We start from the raw sequence: 17813 nt of genomic DNA, 5'->3' as shown, positions 1-17813 counted from the left end.
TCGTGTTTTTTTTTTTTAAAGGCAAAAGAGGGCATAGAAGATGGGGTGGCGTCGGGGGGGCGGGGAGTTTTGAAAAAGAGCCGGTGGGGGTGGTGCGCCCCGGGCAAGATAGGTTGGGAAAAAAGGGGCTAACCCGGCGCGTTCCCCCTTTTATTTCGTAAAAAAAAAAAGCCCCGCCACTGGCGGGTCTTTTTTATGGCTGGCAGCGATGGGGCTGCCTGGCGGAGGAGGGGCTCAGCGCCCCGGCCAGCGCTGACCGACCTCGGCGTGGCGATACCAGGCCATCAGGGCCTGCTGGCCCTCGATGTCATCCACGGCCGGTGACCAGGGGGCGAAGTCCTCTTCCCGAAAGGGGGCATAGGGGCCGTGTTTCACCTCGAAGATGACGGCGCCAGGATCGAGGGAAAGTACCGCATGCCAGGTGGCGACCGGGGTCTCCAGCACCGAGGTCTCTTCCCCCAGCAGGGCGCGGGCAATGACGGTGCCCTCGTCGTCGAAGTTGAGCACCACGAAGCGCCCGCACAGGGCGGTGAGCAGCTCCCAGGTCTGCAGGTGGCGATGGGGGCGGATATAGGTCTCCGGCTCCATGGCGATGGCGAGGCGCTGGATGGGGTCGGCCAGCTCGTCGTGCAGATTGTGGTTCATGCGCTGGCGCGGGGAGTGGGCGGCCTCGTCGGCGAGGCTGGCAAGGCGGGCAACATCCAGTTTTTTCATATGCAGTTCCATGATGAGACGAAGGCAGGCTTGGGTCGGCAGAGTAGCATGCCCGCGTGCCTGCCAGGCAAGGGGCGAGCGGTAAGCAAATGTAAAAAGGGAGCCGCGCGGGCTCCCTGTTGGCATCAGAGGCTGGCGCTCACAGCTTGGCCAGCATCTCCTTGGTGACCAGCACTATGCCCTGCTCGGAGCGGTGGAAGCGGCGGGCGTCTTCGCAGGCGTTTTCCCCCACCACCAGGCCTTCCGGCAGTTTGCAGCCCTTGTCGACCACGACCCGGCGCAACCGGCAGCCGGCCCCTATCTCGACCCCGGGGAAGATCACCGCCTGATCCAGGGTACAGAAGGAGTCGACCCGCACATTGGTGAACAGCACAGAGCTCACTATGAAGGAGCCGCTGACTATGGTGCCGCCGGCGAACATGGAGTTGATGGTCATGCCGTGCTGGCCGTTTCTGTCCTGCACGAACTTGGCGGGGGGCGTCATGTTCTGGCTGGTCCAGATGGGCCACTCCTGATCATAGATGTCGAGCTCTGGCGTCACAGAGGCGAGATCCATGTTGGCTTCCCAGAACGAATCCACGGTCCCCACATCGCGCCAGTAGGGGCGCTTTTGCGGGCAGCAGCCGACGCAGGATAGGCTGAACGGATGGGCGTAGGCTGTGCCCTCCTTGACCACCCGCGGGATCACGTCCATGCCGAAATCGTGGTGGGAATCCTGGTTGGCCAGATCCTCTTCCAGCAACTGGTAGAGATACTCGGCCTCGAAGATGTAGACCCCCATGGAGGCCAGCGCCGTATCGGCCTTGCCCGGCATGGCCGGCGGATTGGCGGGCTTCTCGACGAAGGCGTTGATCTTGCGATCCTCATCCACCGCCATCACGCCAAAGGCGCTCGCCTCGGTACGCGGCACCTCGATGCAGGCCACAGTGACTTTGGCGCCCATGTTGACGTGGTCGAGCAGCATGGCGGCGTAATCCATCTTGTAGATGTGATCCCCCGCCAGCACCACCACGTACTTGGGGCCATGATCGCGAATGATGTCCAGATTCTGATAGACGGCATCGGCGGTGCCGCGATACCAGTTGACCTCGTCCACCCGTTGCTGGGCTGGCAGCAAATCGATGAACTCGTTCATCTGGTAACGCAGGAATGACCAGCCTGATTGCAGGTGGCGCAGCAGGCTGTGGGACTTGTACTGGGTGACCACGCCAACCCGGCGGATCCCCGAGTTGATGCAATTGGAGAGTACGAAGTCGATGATGCGGAACTTGCCGCCGAAATGTACTGCCGGTTTCGCCCTGTTGTCCGTCAACTGCTTGAGGCGACTGCCCCGCCCTCCTGCGAGAACCAAGGCCATGGTCTCGTTCAGCAACTGTCTGGATTTTGCTGTATTGGCAGGTTGTAACAACATTGAATACCCCTTTATTGATACATTCCCTTGATAGTGCCTCCTTTGAAGCTGGTTTGAAAGTGCTTTCAGTCACACTTCGTACAGGGTTTTTGGGCGAAGTGATGATTTTGTCATTTGTGGTGACAGAAACTGTCGCAGGCCGCGCGATAGTTCACCAGATGTCAGGTTGCCAGCGGGCTGAAAGGGCGAAGATGATATTGAATAAACAGCACTTTTTTAAACAGACACCCGCCGAAGCGGGTGTCTGTTTAATGGGGGAGGGGGTGACCCGCACTAGAAGAGTTCGTCTTTCTCATCCTTGGTGGGCTCCAGACTCCAACCCGTGGCATCGCTGCTGCTGGCTATCTGGCCCTTCTCCTTCCACAGCTTGATCTTGAGGCGCAGGTTGTTGGCCGAGTCGGCATTTTTCACCGCCTCTTCCTCCTCGATCACTCCTTCCACCACCAGATCGAACAGGGCGCTGTCGAAGGTGACCATGCCGAGGGCCTTGGACTTCTCCATCACCTCCTTGAGGCCGCCAAATTCGCCGCGCTTGATCATGTCGCGGATGGTGTGGGTGCCCAGCATGATCTCCACCGCCGCCCGGCGGCCGCCGTCCGTGGTTTTGACCAGCCGCTGGGAGACAAAGGCCTTGAGGTTGTTGCCCAGATCGTTGAGCAGCTGCGGGCGGCGCTCCTCCGGGAAGAAGTTGATGATGCGATCCAGCGCCTGGTTGGCGTTGTTGGCGTGCAGGGTGGAGATGGCGAGGTGACCGGTTTCGGAGAAGGCCAGCGCATGCTCCATGGTTTCGCGGTCGCGAATTTCGCCGATGAGGATCACGTCCGGCGCCTGGCGCAGGGTGTTCTTCAGGGCTGCGTGGAAGCTGCGGGTATCCACCCCCACCTCACGCTGGTTGATGATGCTCTTGCGGTGGCGATGAACGAACTCCACCGGATCCTCTATGGTGATGATGTGGCCACCGCTGTTGCGGTTGCGATGGTCGATGAGAGCCGCCAGCGAGGTGGACTTGCCCGAGCCGGTACCCCCGACGAACAGCACCAGGCCGCGTTTCTCCATGATGGTGTCGAGCAGCACGGGAGGCAGTTTCAGATCCTCGAAGCGGGGGATCTCGGTCTTGATGTTGCGGGCCACCAGGGACACTTCGTTGCGTTGCTTGAAGATGTTGATCCGAAAGCGCCCTATCTGGGGCAAGGAGATGGCGAGGTTCATCTCCAGCTCCCGTTCGAACTGCAGCTTCTGCTCGCCGTCCATGATGTCGGCGGCAATCTTCGCCACCTCGCCCGGCTCGAGCGGCGTCTCCAGCAGGGGACGCAATCCGCCATTGAACTTGGCGCAGGGGGGGGCGCCGGTCGACAGATAGAGGTCGGAGCCGTCCTGCTGGGCCAGGATCTGTAGCATGTCTCGCAATTCCATGGTTTTGCCTCGTCTATCAAGCAGATGCCATTACATTGAATGTCATAGAGTGTACAGCCTCAGGCGCCGGTAAGTTTCTCGCGAAACACAAAAAACACAGCGCCCATGATGCACAGGCCAGCCCAGAGGTAATCCCACTTCAGATCCTCTTTCAGATAGAAGACCGAGAAGGGGACGAACACAGTCAGGGTGATCACCTCCTGCAATATCTTGAGCTGACCGACCGAGAGTACCGTATGGCCGATGCGGTTGGCGGGCACCTGCAACAGGTATTCGAACAGGGCTATGCCCCAGCTCACCAGGGCGGCGATGATCCAGGGTTTGTGGTTCATGCTCTTGAGATGGGCATACCAGGCGAAGGTCATGAAGACGTTGCTGCACACCAACAGACCGATACTGGTAATGATAGGGTTCATTAGGTTCTCCTTTAAAATCAATCGCATTTTATCTCTGAACCACGGGTTTCCATAAGTGGGGCAGCAGGGTATTTTTAACCCATCAAGGATGGGGTAACACGAGGTTCAACGGGATGGGCAAGACAAGCTGGGGTGTGCTTGGTCTGCTGTTTGCCTGCCTGGCGCACGGGGCGCCGACCCTGACGGTGGCCACCGATGTCTGGCCACCCTTTCGGATCTCGCAACCGGACGGTCAGTTCCGGGGGCTGGACATGGACATTCTGCAACGGCTGCAGCGCCGCAGCGGCATACCGTTCGAGGTGAAACGCGTGCCCTGGGGACGGGCGCTCAAGCAGATGCAGACCGGTCAGGTCGACCTCATGATAGGCCTGGCCATGACGGCGGAGCGGGCACAGTTCATCGATTATCTGCAACCGGCCTATTACCAGTGCCGGCCTGCGTTTTATGGCAAGGCCGCGGCGGTGTCGACCCTGCGCACCTACGCCGATCTGCGGGGGCAGAAGGTGGGTTATGTGCTCAATTCCGTCTATTTTGAACCGTTTGATACCGACAACCGGCTCGACAAGCACGGCGTGCCCACCGAGGATCAGCTGCTGCGCATGGTGCAGCGGGGCCACCTGCCGCTGATGATAGGCACAGACTGCCAGGTGGATTATGCCCTGAGCCTGCACAACGAGGCCGGCCTCATCAAGGCGGCCTACCAGCCGCCCCAGCCAGTGGTGCTCTATCTGGGCATGAGCAAGCACTCACCCCATCAGGCGCTCAGACAGCCGTTGGCGCTGGCGCTGCAGGAGCTGGTGGCCAGCGGCGAAATCCAGGCCCTGGCCAAGCCTTACCAGCCTTGACCTCGGGTGGTAACACGCTGTTATCATGCGTTTTTCATCCTTGTGCGCCGGGCTGCTCAATCCCGCATCGGCGCCGGGCCTTGTTCACGTTCGGGGATCCTCTGTGTATCTCTCTCTGCTCGCCCGCCAGCGCCGCTGGCAGCGGGGCTGGTTGCTCGGCCTGGCGCTGCTGACCCTCACGCTGTTTCTCTTCTCCCTCGCCTGGGGCGAATTCGTGCTGCTGCCCTGGCAACCCATGGGGGAGCTAGAGCAGCGCATCCTGCTGGAGCTGCGGCTGCCGCGCGCCCTGCTGGCCCTGTTGGCCGGGGCCGCGCTCGCCTGTGGCGGCGCCGTGCTGCAGGTGATGCTGCACAATCCGGTGGCCGAACCCGGCCTGCTCGGCGTCTCGAGCGGGGCTGGCCTTGCTGCCATGGTGGCGATGGCGGTGGCCAAATCCCTCGGCGTCTATCTGCCGGGCTGGGGGCTGTCGCTGGCGGCCTTCGGTGGCGCCCTGCTGGTGACCATGCTGCTCATACGGCTGGCACGCCGGGCCCGGCTCGGCCATGCCCGCCTGCTGCTGTTCGGGGTGGCCATTGGCATCCTCACCAACGCGGCCATGACCTGGTTGATGTACTTTGCCGACGACGGCTCCCTGCGCGAATACATGTTCTGGATGATGGGCAGCCTCGCCTACGGCAGTCAGCAGCTCGGCTGGTGGTGGCTGGCGCTGCCGCTCACCCTGGGCTGGCTCTGCTGGCAGGGCAAGGCCTTGCAGCAACTGCTGCTGGGGGAGACCCAGGCCCGCCTGATGGGACTGGACGTGGACAGGATGCGGGTGCGGCTGGTGCTGGCGGTCTGTCTGCTCACCGGCCTGGCGGTATCCCTGTGCGGTGTCATCGGCTTCGTCGGGCTGGTGGTGCCCCATCTGCTGCGCCTGTGTGGCGGCAGCGATCAGCGCTTTTTGTTGCCCGCCTCGGCACTGGGGGGCGGCGCCTTGCTGCTCGGTGCCGATCTGGTGGCGCGCTCGGCCTTGAGTGCAGGCGAGCTGCCCATCGGTGTCATCACCGCCTCCGTGGGGGCGCCGCTCTTCATTTACCTGCTGTTGAGACAAGATGCCCATGCCACCGCATAAATACCGGCCCGAATGCCAACGTGCACAAGCTGTCTACCCGCTGCTGAGGCAAGGTGCTTATGCTGCCCGCTGATCCCTCTGCGCTTGAACCGGCTCCTCTGATCGAGGCGCACGCCCTCGCCATCCCCGAGCGATTGGCCCCGCTCGATCTGTGCTGGCAGGGGGGCCAGCTGGTGGCCCTGCTCGGTCCCAACGGCAGCGGCAAATCCACCCTGCTCGGCGCCCTGGCCGGCATTCTGCCCGCAACGGGCAGGGTGCGGCTCTGCGGGGAGGCGGTCAGCGATCTGAGCTGGCCCGAGCTGGCCCGGCGCCGCGCCATGCTGCCCCAGCGCCAGCCCCAGCTGTTTCATATTCCGGTGTTTCAGGTGCTGGCCATAGGGCTGGACGACGGGGTGGAGGCCGGCACGCAGCGCGATGTGAAGCAGGCCCAGAGCGAGGCCATCGACGCCCTGTGTGATGCACTGGAGCTGAGCACGCTGCTGGCGCGCGATTTCAGTCGACTTTCCGGCGGGGAGCAGCAGCGGGTGCTGATCGCCCGCACCCTGCTGCAGCTGTGGCCCAGCCTCAATCCGGCAGGCCGGGTGCTGCTGCTGGACGAACCGCTGGCGGGGCTGGATCTGCACCATCAGCTGGCGTTGTTGCGGCTGCTGAAGACGCTGGCCCAACAGGGACTGCTGGTGGTGCTCGCCATCCACGACATCAACCTGGCCATCGACTGGGCGGATCGGATCCTCTGCCTGCAACAGGGGCGGGTGGTGAGCGAGGGGGGAACAGGGCTTATCGACGAAGCCTTGCTGGAGCAGGTGTTCCAGATAAAGACGGATCGCGTCGAGGCGGCCGGCCGGGTCTGGTTTATGCCCAGCTTGTGATTAACAGGAAAGGCCCCTGGCGTCAGCCAAGGGCCTTTTTGAAGAAAACCACCCGCTCGGTTTCGCTGAAACCCAGCTGCTGGTGCATCTGTTGTGAGGCGAGGTTCTCGATGGCGGTATCGGAGGCGAGCTCATGACAGCCATGCTCGATACCCCAGCGCTCCACATGGGAGATCAGGGTCCGGGCCACGCCCAGGCGGCGTTGCTGTGGCTGCACATAAATCCCCTCGAGATAGACCACGGGGCTGCTCTCGCAGCCGTTCACGTAATCCAGGCGCAGGGCAGCGTCGGCAAACCCCACCGCTTGTCCATGCTCATCGAGGGCAAGGAAGGCACTCTGGCGTGCATTGGCCAGCATGTCGATACCATCCTGCAGGTGAGCAGAGGCGTCATGATGGGGCCACAGCTGCTGGCGCAGGGCTGCCCATTGCGCCAGTTGTGCCTGGCTCAGCGGCACTATCTGAAAGACGGCGGTGTGAGCCATTGTCACCGATTCAGACCGCGCAGCGTTGCAGACGCGCCTGAGCGGCTTCTGCCAGCATGGCCAGCAGGGTCTCGGTGTCGCTCCACGACAGGCAGGCATCCGTGATGCTCTGGCCGAAGGTGGCGGCGCAGCCGTTCTCCACGTCCTGACGTCCTTCCACCAGGAAGCTCTCGGCCATGATGCCGGCGATGCCGGTGCGGCCGCGGCGCAGCTGATCGCAGATGTCTTGGGCCACCAGCAGCTGGCGACGGTGATCCTTCATGCTGTTGCCGTGGCTGAAATCCACCACCAGCCGCTCGGGCAGACCCACGTCAGCCAGGGCCTCGCACGCCTCGTCGACACTGGCGGTATCGTAGTTGGGCCTGTGGCCGCCACGCAGGATCACGTGGCCGTAGGGGTTGCCGGCGGTGCGGTAGATGGTCATCTTGCCGTCCTTGTCCGGGGAGTAGAAGATGTGGCTGTGACGGGCGGCACGCACCGCATCGATGGCGATGCGGGTGTTGCCGTCGGTGCCGTTCTTGAAGCCGACCGGGCAGGAGAGGGCGGAGGCCATCTCGCGGTGCACCTGGGATTCGGTGGTGCGTGCCCCTATGGCACCCCAGGTGATGAGATCGCTGATGTACTGGCCGGTCACCATGTCGAGGAACTCGGTGGCGGTGGGCATGCCGATCTCGTTGATGTCGACCAAGAGCTTGCGGGCCAGTTTCAGCCCTTCGTTGACGTCGAAGCTGCCATCGAGGCGCGGATCATTGATGAGCCCCTTCCAGCCGACTATGGTGCGCGGTTTCTCGAAGTAGGTGCGCATGACGATGCAGAGGCTCTCTTTGTACTGCTCGCGCAGGACGTTGAGGCGGCGGGCGTACTCGTGAGCGGCGGCCGGATCATGGATGGAGCAGGGACCGACGATGACCAGCAGGCGCTGATCCTCACCGGCCAGAATGGCTTCCACTTCGCGGCGGGCATCCAGCAGATTCTGGGCAATGGTGTCGTTGATAGGGAAGGCGTGCGCGAGCTCGCTCGGAGTGATCAGGGACTCCAGGCGACGGGTGCGCAATTCATCGGTGTGAATGGACATACGACTCAATTCTCGAGTGGGTGGCGTGGGCTGTTGCTCGACGGCGTGCCGAAAATGCAAGGGGATAAAATAAAGCAAAAACCCCCTGATTGAAACCTTGAGGGGCTCTGATAGGATGTGAGCCCTAAAACGATTCCAAATGAGGTAGATAGCGTGGCAAAGCCAGGGGCAACCGGGGTCACCCGCATCATCAACGCAACCGGTTACAGCATGAAAGGGCTCAAGTCAGCCTGGATCAACGAGGCGGCCTTTAGGCAGGAGCTGGTGCTGATCCTGCTGTTGATGCCGCTGGCCTTCTGGCTCGGGGATTCCCTCAATCAGATCCTGCTGCTCATCGTCATCAGCTGGCTGGTGGTGATCGTCGAGGTGCTCAACTCCGCCATCGAGGCCGTGGTAGACAGGGTGGGCTCGGAGCATCACGAGCTGTCGGGCCGCGCCAAGGATCTCGGCTCTGCCGCCGTCTTTATCGCGCTGGCCCTCAACGCCCTGGTGTGGGGCGCTCTGGTGGGACGCAATCTGCTGGGCTGGTGGTAGTGCTTTCGGTACCAAGAAGATCCCGGTGGGGCATAACCCAGCTGGGCTGGTGGTAGTGCTTTCGGTACCAAGAAGATCCCGGTGGGGCATAACCCAGCTGGGCTGGTGGTAGTGTTTTCGGTACCAAGAAAAGCCCGGTGGGGAATAACCCAGCTGGGCTGGTGGTAGCTTGCGAGAGCAAGCTTCTTTATTGGCATAAAAAAGCCCGTCAGATGACGGGCTTTTTGCTGGCCGAGCGCCGGGGCTCAGGGCATCAGTGCAGGATCCGGGCACGTATGGTGCCGTTGATCTCCTTGAGCTTGGCGAGGGCCTTCTCGCTGTGCTCCGTCTCCACGTCGATCACCACGTAACCGATATGGCTGCTGGTCTGCAGGTATTGACCGGCGATGTTGATCCCCTCTTCGGCGAAGATCTGGTTGATCTGGTTCATCACGCCCGGCTGGTTGCGGTGAATGTGCAGCAGGCGGCTGGAACCCTTGTGGCCCGGCAGTGAGACTTCCGGGAAGTTGACGGCGGAGAGGGTGGAGCCGTTGTCGGAATACTTGACCAGCTTGTTGGCCACCTCCAACCCTATGTTCTCCTGGGCTTCCTGGGTGGAGCCACCTATGTGCGGGGTCAGGAGCACGTTGTCCAGGCCGCGCAGCGGGGTCAGGAACTCCTCGTCGTTGGACTTGGGCTCGCTCGGGAAGACATCGATGGCGGCGCCCGAGAGGTGGCCGCTCTTGATGACGTCGGCCAGCGCATCTATGTCCACCACTGTACCGCGGGAGGCGTTGATGAAGATGGCGCCCGGCTTCATCATGCGCAGCTGCTCGGCACCGATCAGATCCTTGGTGGAGGCGGTTTCGGGGACGTGCAGGCTGATGATGTCAGACATGTTGAGCAGCTCGACCATGCTCGGCACCTGGATGGCGTTGCCCAAGGAGAGCTTGTTCTCGATGTCGTAGTAGTAGACCTTGAGACCTATGCTCTCGGCTATGATGCCGAGCTGGGTGCCGATGTGGCCGTAGCCTATGATGCCAAGCTTCTTGCCACGGGCTTCGACCGAGCGGTTGGCCAGTTTTTCCCACACGCCGCGATGGCACTTGGCGTTCTTCTCCGGGATGCCGCGCAGCAGCAGCAGTATCTCGCCCAGCACCAGTTCGGCCACCGAGCGGGTGTTGGAGAAGGGGGCGTTGAACACAGGGATGCCACGCAGGTGGGCGGCATCGAGGTCGACCTGGTTGGTGCCGATGCAGAAGCAGCCGATGGCGACCAGCTTGCCGGCGGCATCCAGCACCTTCTCGGTGAGCTGGGTACGGGAGCGCAGGCCCACGAAATGCACGTCACGAATGCGTTCGATCAGATCCTCTTCCGACAGGGAGGTCTTGAGGTACTCCACGCTGGTGTAACCGGCGGCACGAAAGGTTTCCACCGTGTTGGGATGGACTCCCTCCAGCAGCAGCACCTTGATCTTATCCTTGTCCAGCGAAAACTTGGCAGTCATGACGATCCCTCTATGTATGCAAAGAATGAGTGCAGATATGGTGTGTGAAGAAAACCGTAAAGTAACAAAAACGGTTGGGAGAGGGAATATTTGTGACGAAAGTCAAATTCTTTGAAGTTTTCAACGATAGTTGTAAACCACAGTTTGCAACTCATTGAGGGATAAATGAAAACGGCGCCATCAGGCGCCGTCTTTCATTGCGGGGGGATTACTGGATAACCACGCCGTCCGGCGTGCCGATCAGCACAACGTCAGCACCGCGGTGGGCGAACAGGCCGTTGGTGACCACGCCGACGATAGCGTTGAGCTGCACTTCCAGCCCTTTGGCATCTTCGATGGCCATCCCCTTGACGTCCAGTATGATGTTGCCGTTGTCGGTGACCACACCCTCACGCCAGACCGGATTGCCGCCCAGCTTCTTGATCTCGCGGGCCACGTATTCACGGGCCATGGGGATCACTTCCACCGGCAGCGGGAACTGACCCAGCACGTCCACGGTTTTGGTGTTGTCTATGATGCAGATGAACTTGTCGGCCACGGCGGCGACTATCTTCTCGCGGGTCAGGGCGGCGCCACCGCCCTTGATCATGTCGCGGGTCGCGTTGATCTCGTCGGCACCATCCACATAGACGGAGAGGGCATCGATGTCGTTGAGGTCAAACACCTGGATGCCAAGGCCCTTGAGGCGCTCGGTGGAGGCCACTGAGCTGGATACGGCCCCCTTGATCTCGTCCTTCATGGTCGCCAGCGCGTCGATGAAGTGGTTGACGGTAGAGCCTGTGCCTACCCCGACTATGGTGCCGGGAACCACGTACTTGAGCGCAGCCCAACCGGCCGCCTTCTTCATTTCATCTTGAGTCATGATGGATCCTTTGGGAAAAAGCGGGCGCATTATATCCAAGCATCCCCCTCAGGGCGACCACAGCGCTCACGTTCCGGCCCAAAAATCCCCAAGATGTAAATCGTTTGCCTGTTTATTGAGCCCTGTCGCCCGGACGGGGCGGAGGCATGTGCAAAAGTGGCGGTATCGCACGCAAAAGGGAGCAGGCCAAGCCCAAGACAGAGAGGAGCAGGCAGTCAGTGCGGGCCGACTGCCTGATGGTCATGGAAATTGCCAGCAGCGGCTGGGGGTGATGATCTGCGGCAGCGGCACGTCCCACTCCTCCTGCGGTACCGCCTCCACCTGCTGGCAGTCGTGGGCGAGCCCCAGCGGTTTGGGACCCAGCCTGTGTTCATGCCAGCAGGCGAGGGTGCGATCGTAATAGCCGCCGCCCATGCCGAGCCGGTTGCCCTCGGCATCGAACGCCACCAGCGGGGTGCAAATAAGGTCGAGCGTGCTGTGAGGCACCACCTGGGACATGTCCAGCTCAGGCTCGGCGATGCCGTAGCGATTGCGGGTCATGGGGCTGGTGGCGGTATAGCGCAAGAAGAGCAGATGACCCGGGGTGAAGGGGTGCAGCACCGGCAGGTAGACCTCCTTTTGCTGGGCCCAGAGCCAGTGGATGGCGGGCAGGGGATTGAGTTCGCCGTCGTTGGCCAGATAGAGGGCGATGCGTCTGGCCGCCAGTATCTCCGGATGTTGCTTGAACTGGGCAACCAGCTGCTGGGCGGCTTCCTGCTGCTCGGTCTGGCTCAGGCTCTTTCTGCGCTGGCGGATGAGCTGGCGCAGGGATTGTCTTTCAGGCTGGGTATCATCCGGCATGGGGGCTCCTCTGGTGTGCACCCGTGTGGTGCAGATGGGTTGCCGCAACGGGCTGGGGTTACCTTAACAAGGCTGGCGGGGGATGAACAGCGTGACCAGCCCTGCTTGAATGGGCCGCCGGACAGGACTCAATGCCCCATCCGGCAGTGGATTGGGTTACTTGTCAGCAGTCTTGCCCATCTGATGCTTGACGAACACAGCCACCAGCGCCGCCAGCGCCAGGGCCATGGGATAGAAGCTCATGCTCACCACCGCCAGCGGGGAGAGGGCGAAGATGGAGCCCAGCAGCAGCGCCTGGGCGCCCCAGGGGATGAGGCCCTGCACCACGCAGGAGAAGATATCCAGCATGGAGGCGGCGCGGCGCGGGGTGACGCCATGATGCTCCGCCAGCTCCCGTGCTACCTTGCTGGCGACGATAATGGCCACCGTATTGTTGGCGGTACAGAGGTTGGTCAGCCCCACCACGCCGGCGATGCCGAGCTCGGCCGCCTTCTCGTTCTGTTCGCCATCGTGCTGGCGGGTGAAGCGGGCGATCAGGGCGCTGATCCGCTCGCTGATCCAGGCCAGCCCGCCCTGGCGCTCCATCAGGGCGCCGAGACCGCCGATCAGCATGGAGAGCAGGAAGATCTCCTGCATGCCGGTAAAGCCCTGATAGATGTCCTTGCTGAACTGGCCCAGCGGATAATCGCTGACCATGCCCACGGCGCCGGCGGCCAGTATGCCAATGCCCAGCACCATGAAGACGTTCATGCCGGACAGGGCCAGCACTAGGATCAGCAGGTAGGGCATCACCTTGAACAGATCCGCATGGGCTGTCGTGGCGGGGGCCTCCCCTACGGATCCCAGGGTCAGATAGAGCAGGATCACCCCGATGGCGGCAGGGGCGGCAATCTTGAAGTTCTCGCGAAACTTGTCCTTCATCTCGCAGCCCTGGCTGCGGGTCGCGGCGATTGTGGTGTCGGAGATGATGGAGAGGTTGTCGCCGAACATGGCGCCGGAGAGAATGGTGCCGGCCATCAGTACCGGATCTATGCCGGCGGCCTGTGCCACGCCGAGGGCCACGGGGGCCACGGCACCGATCGTGCCCATGGAGGTGCCCATGGCGGTGGCAATAAAGGCAGAGATGAGGAACAGCCCCGGCAGCAGGAACCAGCCCGGGATCAGCGACAGACCCATGGCGACGGTGGCATCCACCCCGCCGGTGGCCTTGGCCACGGTGGCAAAGGCGCCCGCCAGCAGGTAGATGAGGCACATCGCCATTATGTTGCTGTCACCGACCCCCTTGAAGAAGGTCTCCAGGTTCTTGTTGAACCCCTCTTTCCCCAGCATCAGCGCCAGCATGACGGCGGGCAGGGCGGCCACGGGGGCGGGCAGCTGGTAGAAGGCGAACTCGACCCCCTGCAGGGTGAGCCAGGTGCCGGTACCGATAAAGAGAGCGAGAAAGACCAGAAGAGGCAGCAGGGCTATGGCACTGGGTTGGGTCTGGATCATGTGTTCCTCTGTGGTTGAACATGACCTCCCTGTCGCAGCCAGCCCTGATATGGGGGTGAACCTGGCGGGCATCCTGCCGCTATGGGGCGCCTACAGTAGTGAGTCGGGGCCATTCGGTCAAGATAGACGTCCAGATGGATAGGTGTTTTTATCTTTCAATTCTGTATCTGTAAAAATATCAAAAGTATATTCGGAAAAATTAATAAACTCTGTTAATTGTTCCGTGTTGTGCCCTGGGTTTTCTGTGTGTTTTTCACAGACATGGAGTGTGGCTGACGGAGAATTTGGTGGTACTGGATATCCGGGCGCTTTGCGTGTGGGATTAGGGCATCAATGCCGCCATACCGAGCATGACGAAAGCCGTACTGGCATCCGCAGGGCACAAGGCGGTGTTGATATTCGGTCAGGGTGGCGCTGTTACTGCGTCATTTTCTCTACAGCCTGAACGGCTGCAGCCAGGGCGCGTTTATCGAGGGTCAGGGGAATGTGGCCTATATCTGGCACCAGGGTGAGGGGCCATTGAATGCCCAGCGCTCTTAACTCGGGTTCCAGTTGGTCGGTTTTAAATGCCTCGTCATCGGTGCCAGCAATCACGGCGCAGGGGCGTTTTACATTGCGCAAATTCTGCTGGTAGTCGCGCTCTGGCTGGAAGTTCGAGGCGAGGTTGAATGAGTAGGAGGGGGTCAGAAGAGTTTTCGCTTCTTCATTGAGCGCAAAGTTAAGCACAGTCAGATGGTTCAGTGCAGAGACATGCAGCCCGTTGAGGATGCTCAATGCGATCAGGCGAGGAAGGCCGACGCGCACCCAACCCCCGCTGTTGGGCCGGTAGTTGGCGGCCGTGGGGCCAAGATAGGGGGAGAGGAGTAGATAATTATCGAACAGGGTTTGTCGCGAACTGCCGGCAACGCGCAGCACGAAGCCACCCCCTGACGAGAAGCCGATGAGAGTGGCTGGTTTGCTGGGGGCCACCGCCTTAATGAAATCTTCCAGGTCGTCTTCGAGCTGACCGATGTAGGCAATGGTGCCTTTGCTGCCAGATTCACCATGGCCGCGAATATCGAGGGCGTAGGCATCGAATCCCGCTTGTGAGAAGGCATTTGCCATCTTGTGCATGCTCTGGCTGCTGGCAGAAGAGCCGTGAACCAGCACCACGCTGCCCCTGAGCTTATCGCCCGTTGCACCATATTGCCGGTAGGCCAACTGCTTGCCGTCACGCGCCGGGTACCTTGAGAGGGGCGGCATGCCGCTCCAGTCATTCCCTTTGAAAGGGTTGTTGATGCTGGCCATCGCTGGTGCAGGGCTCGGCCCGCCAAACCGCAGCGCAGCCACAAGCGCGATAAGGCCGAGCAACATCAGGCCCAGTACGCACAGCAATCCCGCATCCATATGTTTATCTCCTGGTGAAAAAAGGTGTCGACTGGGTCTTTTTGGTTGGCGGAAATCTATCATATGGCGCTGTATCTAGCAAACTCCAAACCGTCAGTCTGCGAGGAGAAGTGGCAAGCCTGTGCATCAGCCATTTTGAGCGGTTCACTGTCGAGCCCGAACCGAAGAGGGTGTCTCACGGCTTTTCAAAGGGGGCGCGGGCTGGTAAAACGGTCTCTTTCCATAATAAACAGATGAGAGGGTGGAGATGGATAATCCGATCCGTGTGGCCGTGATGGGCTGTAATGGTCGTATGGGCAAGGTGCTGCTGGAAGCCATCACCAACGCCGAGGGCGTGGTGGTCGGGGCGGCGCTGGAGCGGCCCGGCTCTGCCGTGATAGGCCTGGATGCCGGTGAGCTTAACGGGTTGGGCAAGCTTGGGGTGAGCATCAGCGACAGCCTGGACAAGGTGCGCGATGAGTTTGATCTCATCATCGACTTCACCCGTCCCGAGGTGACCCTGGCCAACCTGGCGTTTGCGCTGGCTCATCAGAAGCAGATGGTGATCGGCACCACCGGCTTTGATGATGCAGGCAAGGCCGCCCTGAAAGAGGCCGGCAAGCAGATCGGCATCGTCTTCGCCTCCAACTACTCGGTCGGGGTCAACCTGGTGTTCAAGCTGCTGGAGCAGGCCGCCAAGGTAATGGGGGATTACACCGACATCGAGATCATCGAAGGGCATCATCGCCACAAGGTGGATGCACCGTCCGGCACTGCGCTCTCCATGGGGGAAGTGGTGGCCAGGACGCTCGGACGCGACCTGAAAGAGTGCGCCGTCTACGGCCGCGAGGGGATCACAGGCGAGCGGGATCGCAACACCATCGGTTTTGCCACCATTCGCGCCGGCGATCTGGTGGGGGAGCACACCGTCATGTTTGCCGACATCGGCGAGCGGGTGGAGATCAGCCACAAGGCATCCAGCCGCCTCACCTTCGCCAATGGCGCCGTGCGGGCCGGCAAATGGCTTGGCCGCCAGAGTGCCGGTCTCTACGACATGCAGGATGTGCTCGACCTCAAGTGAGCGGCCAAGTTGGCGGCAGGCGGGCCGCAATGAGCCCACTCCTGACAGTGTTGCCAAACCCCGGTTCGCCGGGGTTTTTCATATCTTTTTGTATAAATGGCGATTACACCCTGTTTTTTATGTGAAATGGCCTAAACCTCTTCTTTGTTCAATTCATCCCATCCAGCCATTGCTCAAATGTCATCAAAGGGTAACGGGATTGAGCCTCAATGCCCCCTGTACCCTCATTTTTTTACATGACATGAAAAAGACTAAAAATTCAAAACGAGAAAAACGTTTTCTATTTTTAGTTGGCACTCATCTGTCAATAAAAGTCTCGTTTAAGCCTTTATGAATTTTATTTGTAAATTTTAATTTGTTGTTTTTTAAGGTTTAAATGTCTATTTTTGTGAGTTGCGCGGCATGGGGCATCTCTTTTGTATCGGGTTTTGGCTTTTCTTTTGACGGCGGGGGTTGCAAAGCGATTGAGTGCATAGATAATGGGTAATGTTGCTTGTTTATTGAATTTAGATGCATTTAAAACGAGAAAAGACGTTGAAATGCGATCGTTTTTAAGTAGAATGCGCCCAATTTGCCAGAAATCTGCCGGGTTTGAGCCCTGTTTCAAACAGCGTCCGGACCCGCAACACCCAGGTAAATTGCTGAATTTAAAGCTAAATAACTGGAGGTTGTCTTGAATCACACTGCATTGCTAGTGCTGGAAGATGGAACTGTGTTCAAAGGCGTGTCGATAGGCGCCGAGGGATGTTCCGTTGGTGAAGTGGTTTTCAATACGTCGATGACGGGCTATCAGGAAATCCTCACCGATCCCTCTTATTCCCGTCAGATAGTCACCCTCACTTACCCCCATATAGGCAACACCGGCACCAACAGCGAAGATGAAGAGTCCAGTCAAATCCACGCTCAGGGATTGATCATCCGGGACCTTCCGATACTTGCCTCCAATTTCCGCAATCAGCAATCCCTCTCCGATTACCTCAAGTCTCACAACATAGTTGGCATCGCCGACATCGACACCCGCAAACTGACCCGCATCCTGCGCGAGAAAGGCGCTCAGGCCGGTTGCATCCTGGCGGGCAAGCAAGTCGATGAGGCATATGCCCTCGAACAGGCGCGCGCCTTCCCCGGTCTCAAGGGAATGGACTTGGCCAAGGAAGTGACTGTGTCAGAAGCCTACGCCTGGACCGAAGGCAGCTGGCAGCTCGGCAAGGGGCATGTCACCCCGGCGGCCGATGAACTCAAATACCACGTGGTGGCCTACGACTTTGGCGTCAAACGCAACATTCTGCGCATGCTGGTGGACCGTGGCTGCCGCCTGACAGTGGTGCCGGCCAAGACCCCGGCCGCCGAGGTGCTGGCGATGAACCCCGATGGCATCTTCCTCTCCAATGGCCCGGGTGACCCCGAGCCCTGCGACTACGCCATCGAGGCCATCAAGGCCTTCCTCAATACCAACACCCCTGTGTTCGGTATCTGCCTGGGTCACCAGCTGCTGGGTCTGGCCTCGGGTGCCAAGACGATGAAGATGAAGTTCGGCCACCACGGTGCCAACCACCCGGTGAAGAGTCTCGATGACAATACCGTCATGATCACCGCCCAGAACCACGGTTTCGCGGTCGATGAGCACAACCTGCCGGCTTGCCTGCGCGCCACCCACGTCTCCCTGTTTGACGGTTCTCTGCAAGGCATCCACCGCACCGACCGTCCGGCCTTCAGCTTCCAGGGTCACCCCGAGGCGAGCCCGGGCCCGCACGACTGTGCCGGTCTGTTCGACCACTTTATTGAATTGATCAAGCAGTATCGCGCTTAAGAGGAA

The 17813-nt window shown here is 60.5% G+C and carries 17 protein-coding genes; 6 read left to right on the top strand and 11 right to left on the bottom strand.

The genetic code is table 11. The features are described 5' to 3' along the window. Positions 1–234: 234 nt before the first annotated feature. The 4 genes from AACQ95_RS11855 to AACQ95_RS11840 all read right to left on the bottom strand — a co-directional run bounded on the left by AACQ95_RS11855 (position 235) and on the right by AACQ95_RS11840 (position 3954). On the bottom strand, positions 235–714 hold the full coding sequence (locus tag AACQ95_RS11855; RefSeq protein ID WP_241280963.1) for a WbuC family cupin fold metalloprotein: 480 nt from the start codon (positions 712–714) through the stop codon (positions 235–237). Between the two features lie 139 nt (positions 715–853). Further along, positions 854–2125: a glucose-1-phosphate adenylyltransferase gene (gene glgC, locus AACQ95_RS11850; protein ID WP_043139205.1), complete on the bottom strand. Its 1272-nt coding sequence runs from the start codon at positions 2123–2125 to the stop codon at positions 854–856. A gap of 273 nt (positions 2126–2398) precedes the next feature. Beyond that, complete coding sequence (tapW, locus tag AACQ95_RS11845) at positions 2399–3538, bottom strand: type IVa pilus ATPase TapW (RefSeq protein ID WP_043139208.1); 1140 nt, start codon at positions 3536–3538, stop codon at positions 2399–2401. 59 nt (positions 3539–3597) lie between these two features. Continuing rightward, a complete protein-coding gene (locus tag AACQ95_RS11840) occupies positions 3598–3954 on the bottom strand; it encodes a DMT family protein (protein WP_043139210.1) in 357 nt (118 codons plus the stop codon). Positions 3955–4067: 113 nt separating this feature from the next. Between AACQ95_RS11840 and AACQ95_RS11835 the strand changes: the two genes are divergently transcribed. The 3 genes from AACQ95_RS11835 (at position 4068) to AACQ95_RS11825 (ending at position 6779) form a co-directional block, all read left to right on the top strand. Then, the gene (locus AACQ95_RS11835) at positions 4068–4799 is read left to right on the top strand and encodes a substrate-binding periplasmic protein (protein ID WP_043556548.1); all 732 of its coding nucleotides are present in this window, start codon (positions 4068–4070) and stop codon (positions 4797–4799) included. Positions 4800–4902: 103 nt separating this feature from the next. Next, complete coding sequence (gene btuC, locus AACQ95_RS11830; protein WP_098983659.1) at positions 4903–5910, top strand: vitamin B12 ABC transporter permease BtuC; 1008 nt, start codon at positions 4903–4905, stop codon at positions 5908–5910. A 59-nt stretch (positions 5911–5969) separates the two neighbouring features. Continuing rightward, on the top strand, positions 5970–6779 hold the full coding sequence (locus tag AACQ95_RS11825; protein WP_241280962.1) for an ATP-binding cassette domain-containing protein: 810 nt from the start codon (positions 5970–5972) through the stop codon (positions 6777–6779). A gap of 22 nt (positions 6780–6801) precedes the next feature. Here the strand turns inward: AACQ95_RS11825 and aac(6') are convergent, their stop codons facing one another. Both aac(6') and AACQ95_RS11815 read right to left on the bottom strand, forming a co-directional pair. Beyond that, positions 6802–7263, bottom strand: coding sequence for an aminoglycoside 6'-N-acetyltransferase (gene aac(6') / locus AACQ95_RS11820; protein ID WP_241280961.1), 462 nt, complete (start codon positions 7261–7263; stop codon positions 6802–6804). 10 nt (positions 7264–7273) lie between these two features. Continuing rightward, positions 7274–8338 carry a 3-deoxy-7-phosphoheptulonate synthase gene (locus tag AACQ95_RS11815; protein ID WP_241280960.1) on the bottom strand — a complete coding sequence of 355 codons (1065 nt, stop codon included), beginning with the start codon at positions 8336–8338 and terminating at the stop codon, positions 7274–7276. A 153-nt stretch (positions 8339–8491) separates the two neighbouring features. Between AACQ95_RS11815 and AACQ95_RS11810 the strand changes: the two genes are divergently transcribed. Then, positions 8492–8872 (top strand): diacylglycerol kinase, encoded by a 381-nt coding sequence (locus AACQ95_RS11810; RefSeq protein WP_043139224.1) that lies wholly within the window; start codon positions 8492–8494, stop codon positions 8870–8872. 253 nt (positions 8873–9125) lie between these two features. On the opposite strand, the gene serA is transcribed toward AACQ95_RS11810, so the two are convergent. The 5 genes from serA to AACQ95_RS11785 all read right to left on the bottom strand — a co-directional run bounded on the left by serA (position 9126) and on the right by AACQ95_RS11785 (position 14937). After that, positions 9126–10358: a phosphoglycerate dehydrogenase gene (serA, locus tag AACQ95_RS11805; protein ID WP_043139225.1), complete on the bottom strand. Its 1233-nt coding sequence runs from the start codon at positions 10356–10358 to the stop codon at positions 9126–9128. A gap of 208 nt (positions 10359–10566) precedes the next feature. Then, positions 10567–11220 (bottom strand): ribose-5-phosphate isomerase RpiA, encoded by a 654-nt coding sequence (gene rpiA, locus AACQ95_RS11800; protein ID WP_241280958.1) that lies wholly within the window; start codon positions 11218–11220, stop codon positions 10567–10569. A gap of 240 nt (positions 11221–11460) precedes the next feature. Further along, complete coding sequence (locus tag AACQ95_RS11795) at positions 11461–12060, bottom strand: 5-formyltetrahydrofolate cyclo-ligase (RefSeq protein ID WP_098983661.1); 600 nt, start codon at positions 12058–12060, stop codon at positions 11461–11463. A 156-nt stretch (positions 12061–12216) separates the two neighbouring features. Then, entirely contained in the window at positions 12217–13551 is a 1335-nt protein-coding gene (locus AACQ95_RS11790) for a Na+/H+ antiporter NhaC family protein (RefSeq protein WP_241280955.1), read from the bottom strand. A 417-nt stretch (positions 13552–13968) separates the two neighbouring features. Further along, entirely contained in the window at positions 13969–14937 is a 969-nt protein-coding gene (locus AACQ95_RS11785) for an alpha/beta hydrolase (RefSeq protein WP_241280954.1), read from the bottom strand. 247 nt (positions 14938–15184) lie between these two features. Here AACQ95_RS11785 and dapB point away from each other — a divergent pair, with 247 nt between their 5' ends. Continuing rightward, on the top strand, positions 15185–15997 hold the full coding sequence (gene dapB / locus AACQ95_RS11780; protein ID WP_043139237.1) for a 4-hydroxy-tetrahydrodipicolinate reductase: 813 nt from the start codon (positions 15185–15187) through the stop codon (positions 15995–15997). A gap of 673 nt (positions 15998–16670) precedes the next feature. Then, on the top strand, positions 16671–17807 hold the full coding sequence (carA, locus tag AACQ95_RS11775; protein WP_043556537.1) for a glutamine-hydrolyzing carbamoyl-phosphate synthase small subunit: 1137 nt from the start codon (positions 16671–16673) through the stop codon (positions 17805–17807). Positions 17808–17813: the final 6 nt, after the last annotated feature.

The sequence above is a fragment of the Aeromonas sp. MR19 genome, from assembly GCF_963899305.1.
GTDB lineage: Bacteria > Pseudomonadota > Gammaproteobacteria > Enterobacterales > Aeromonadaceae > Aeromonas > Aeromonas bestiarum.
Note: the sequence above shows the minus strand (reverse complement) of the source record. Positions and strands in the feature narration are given on the sequence as shown.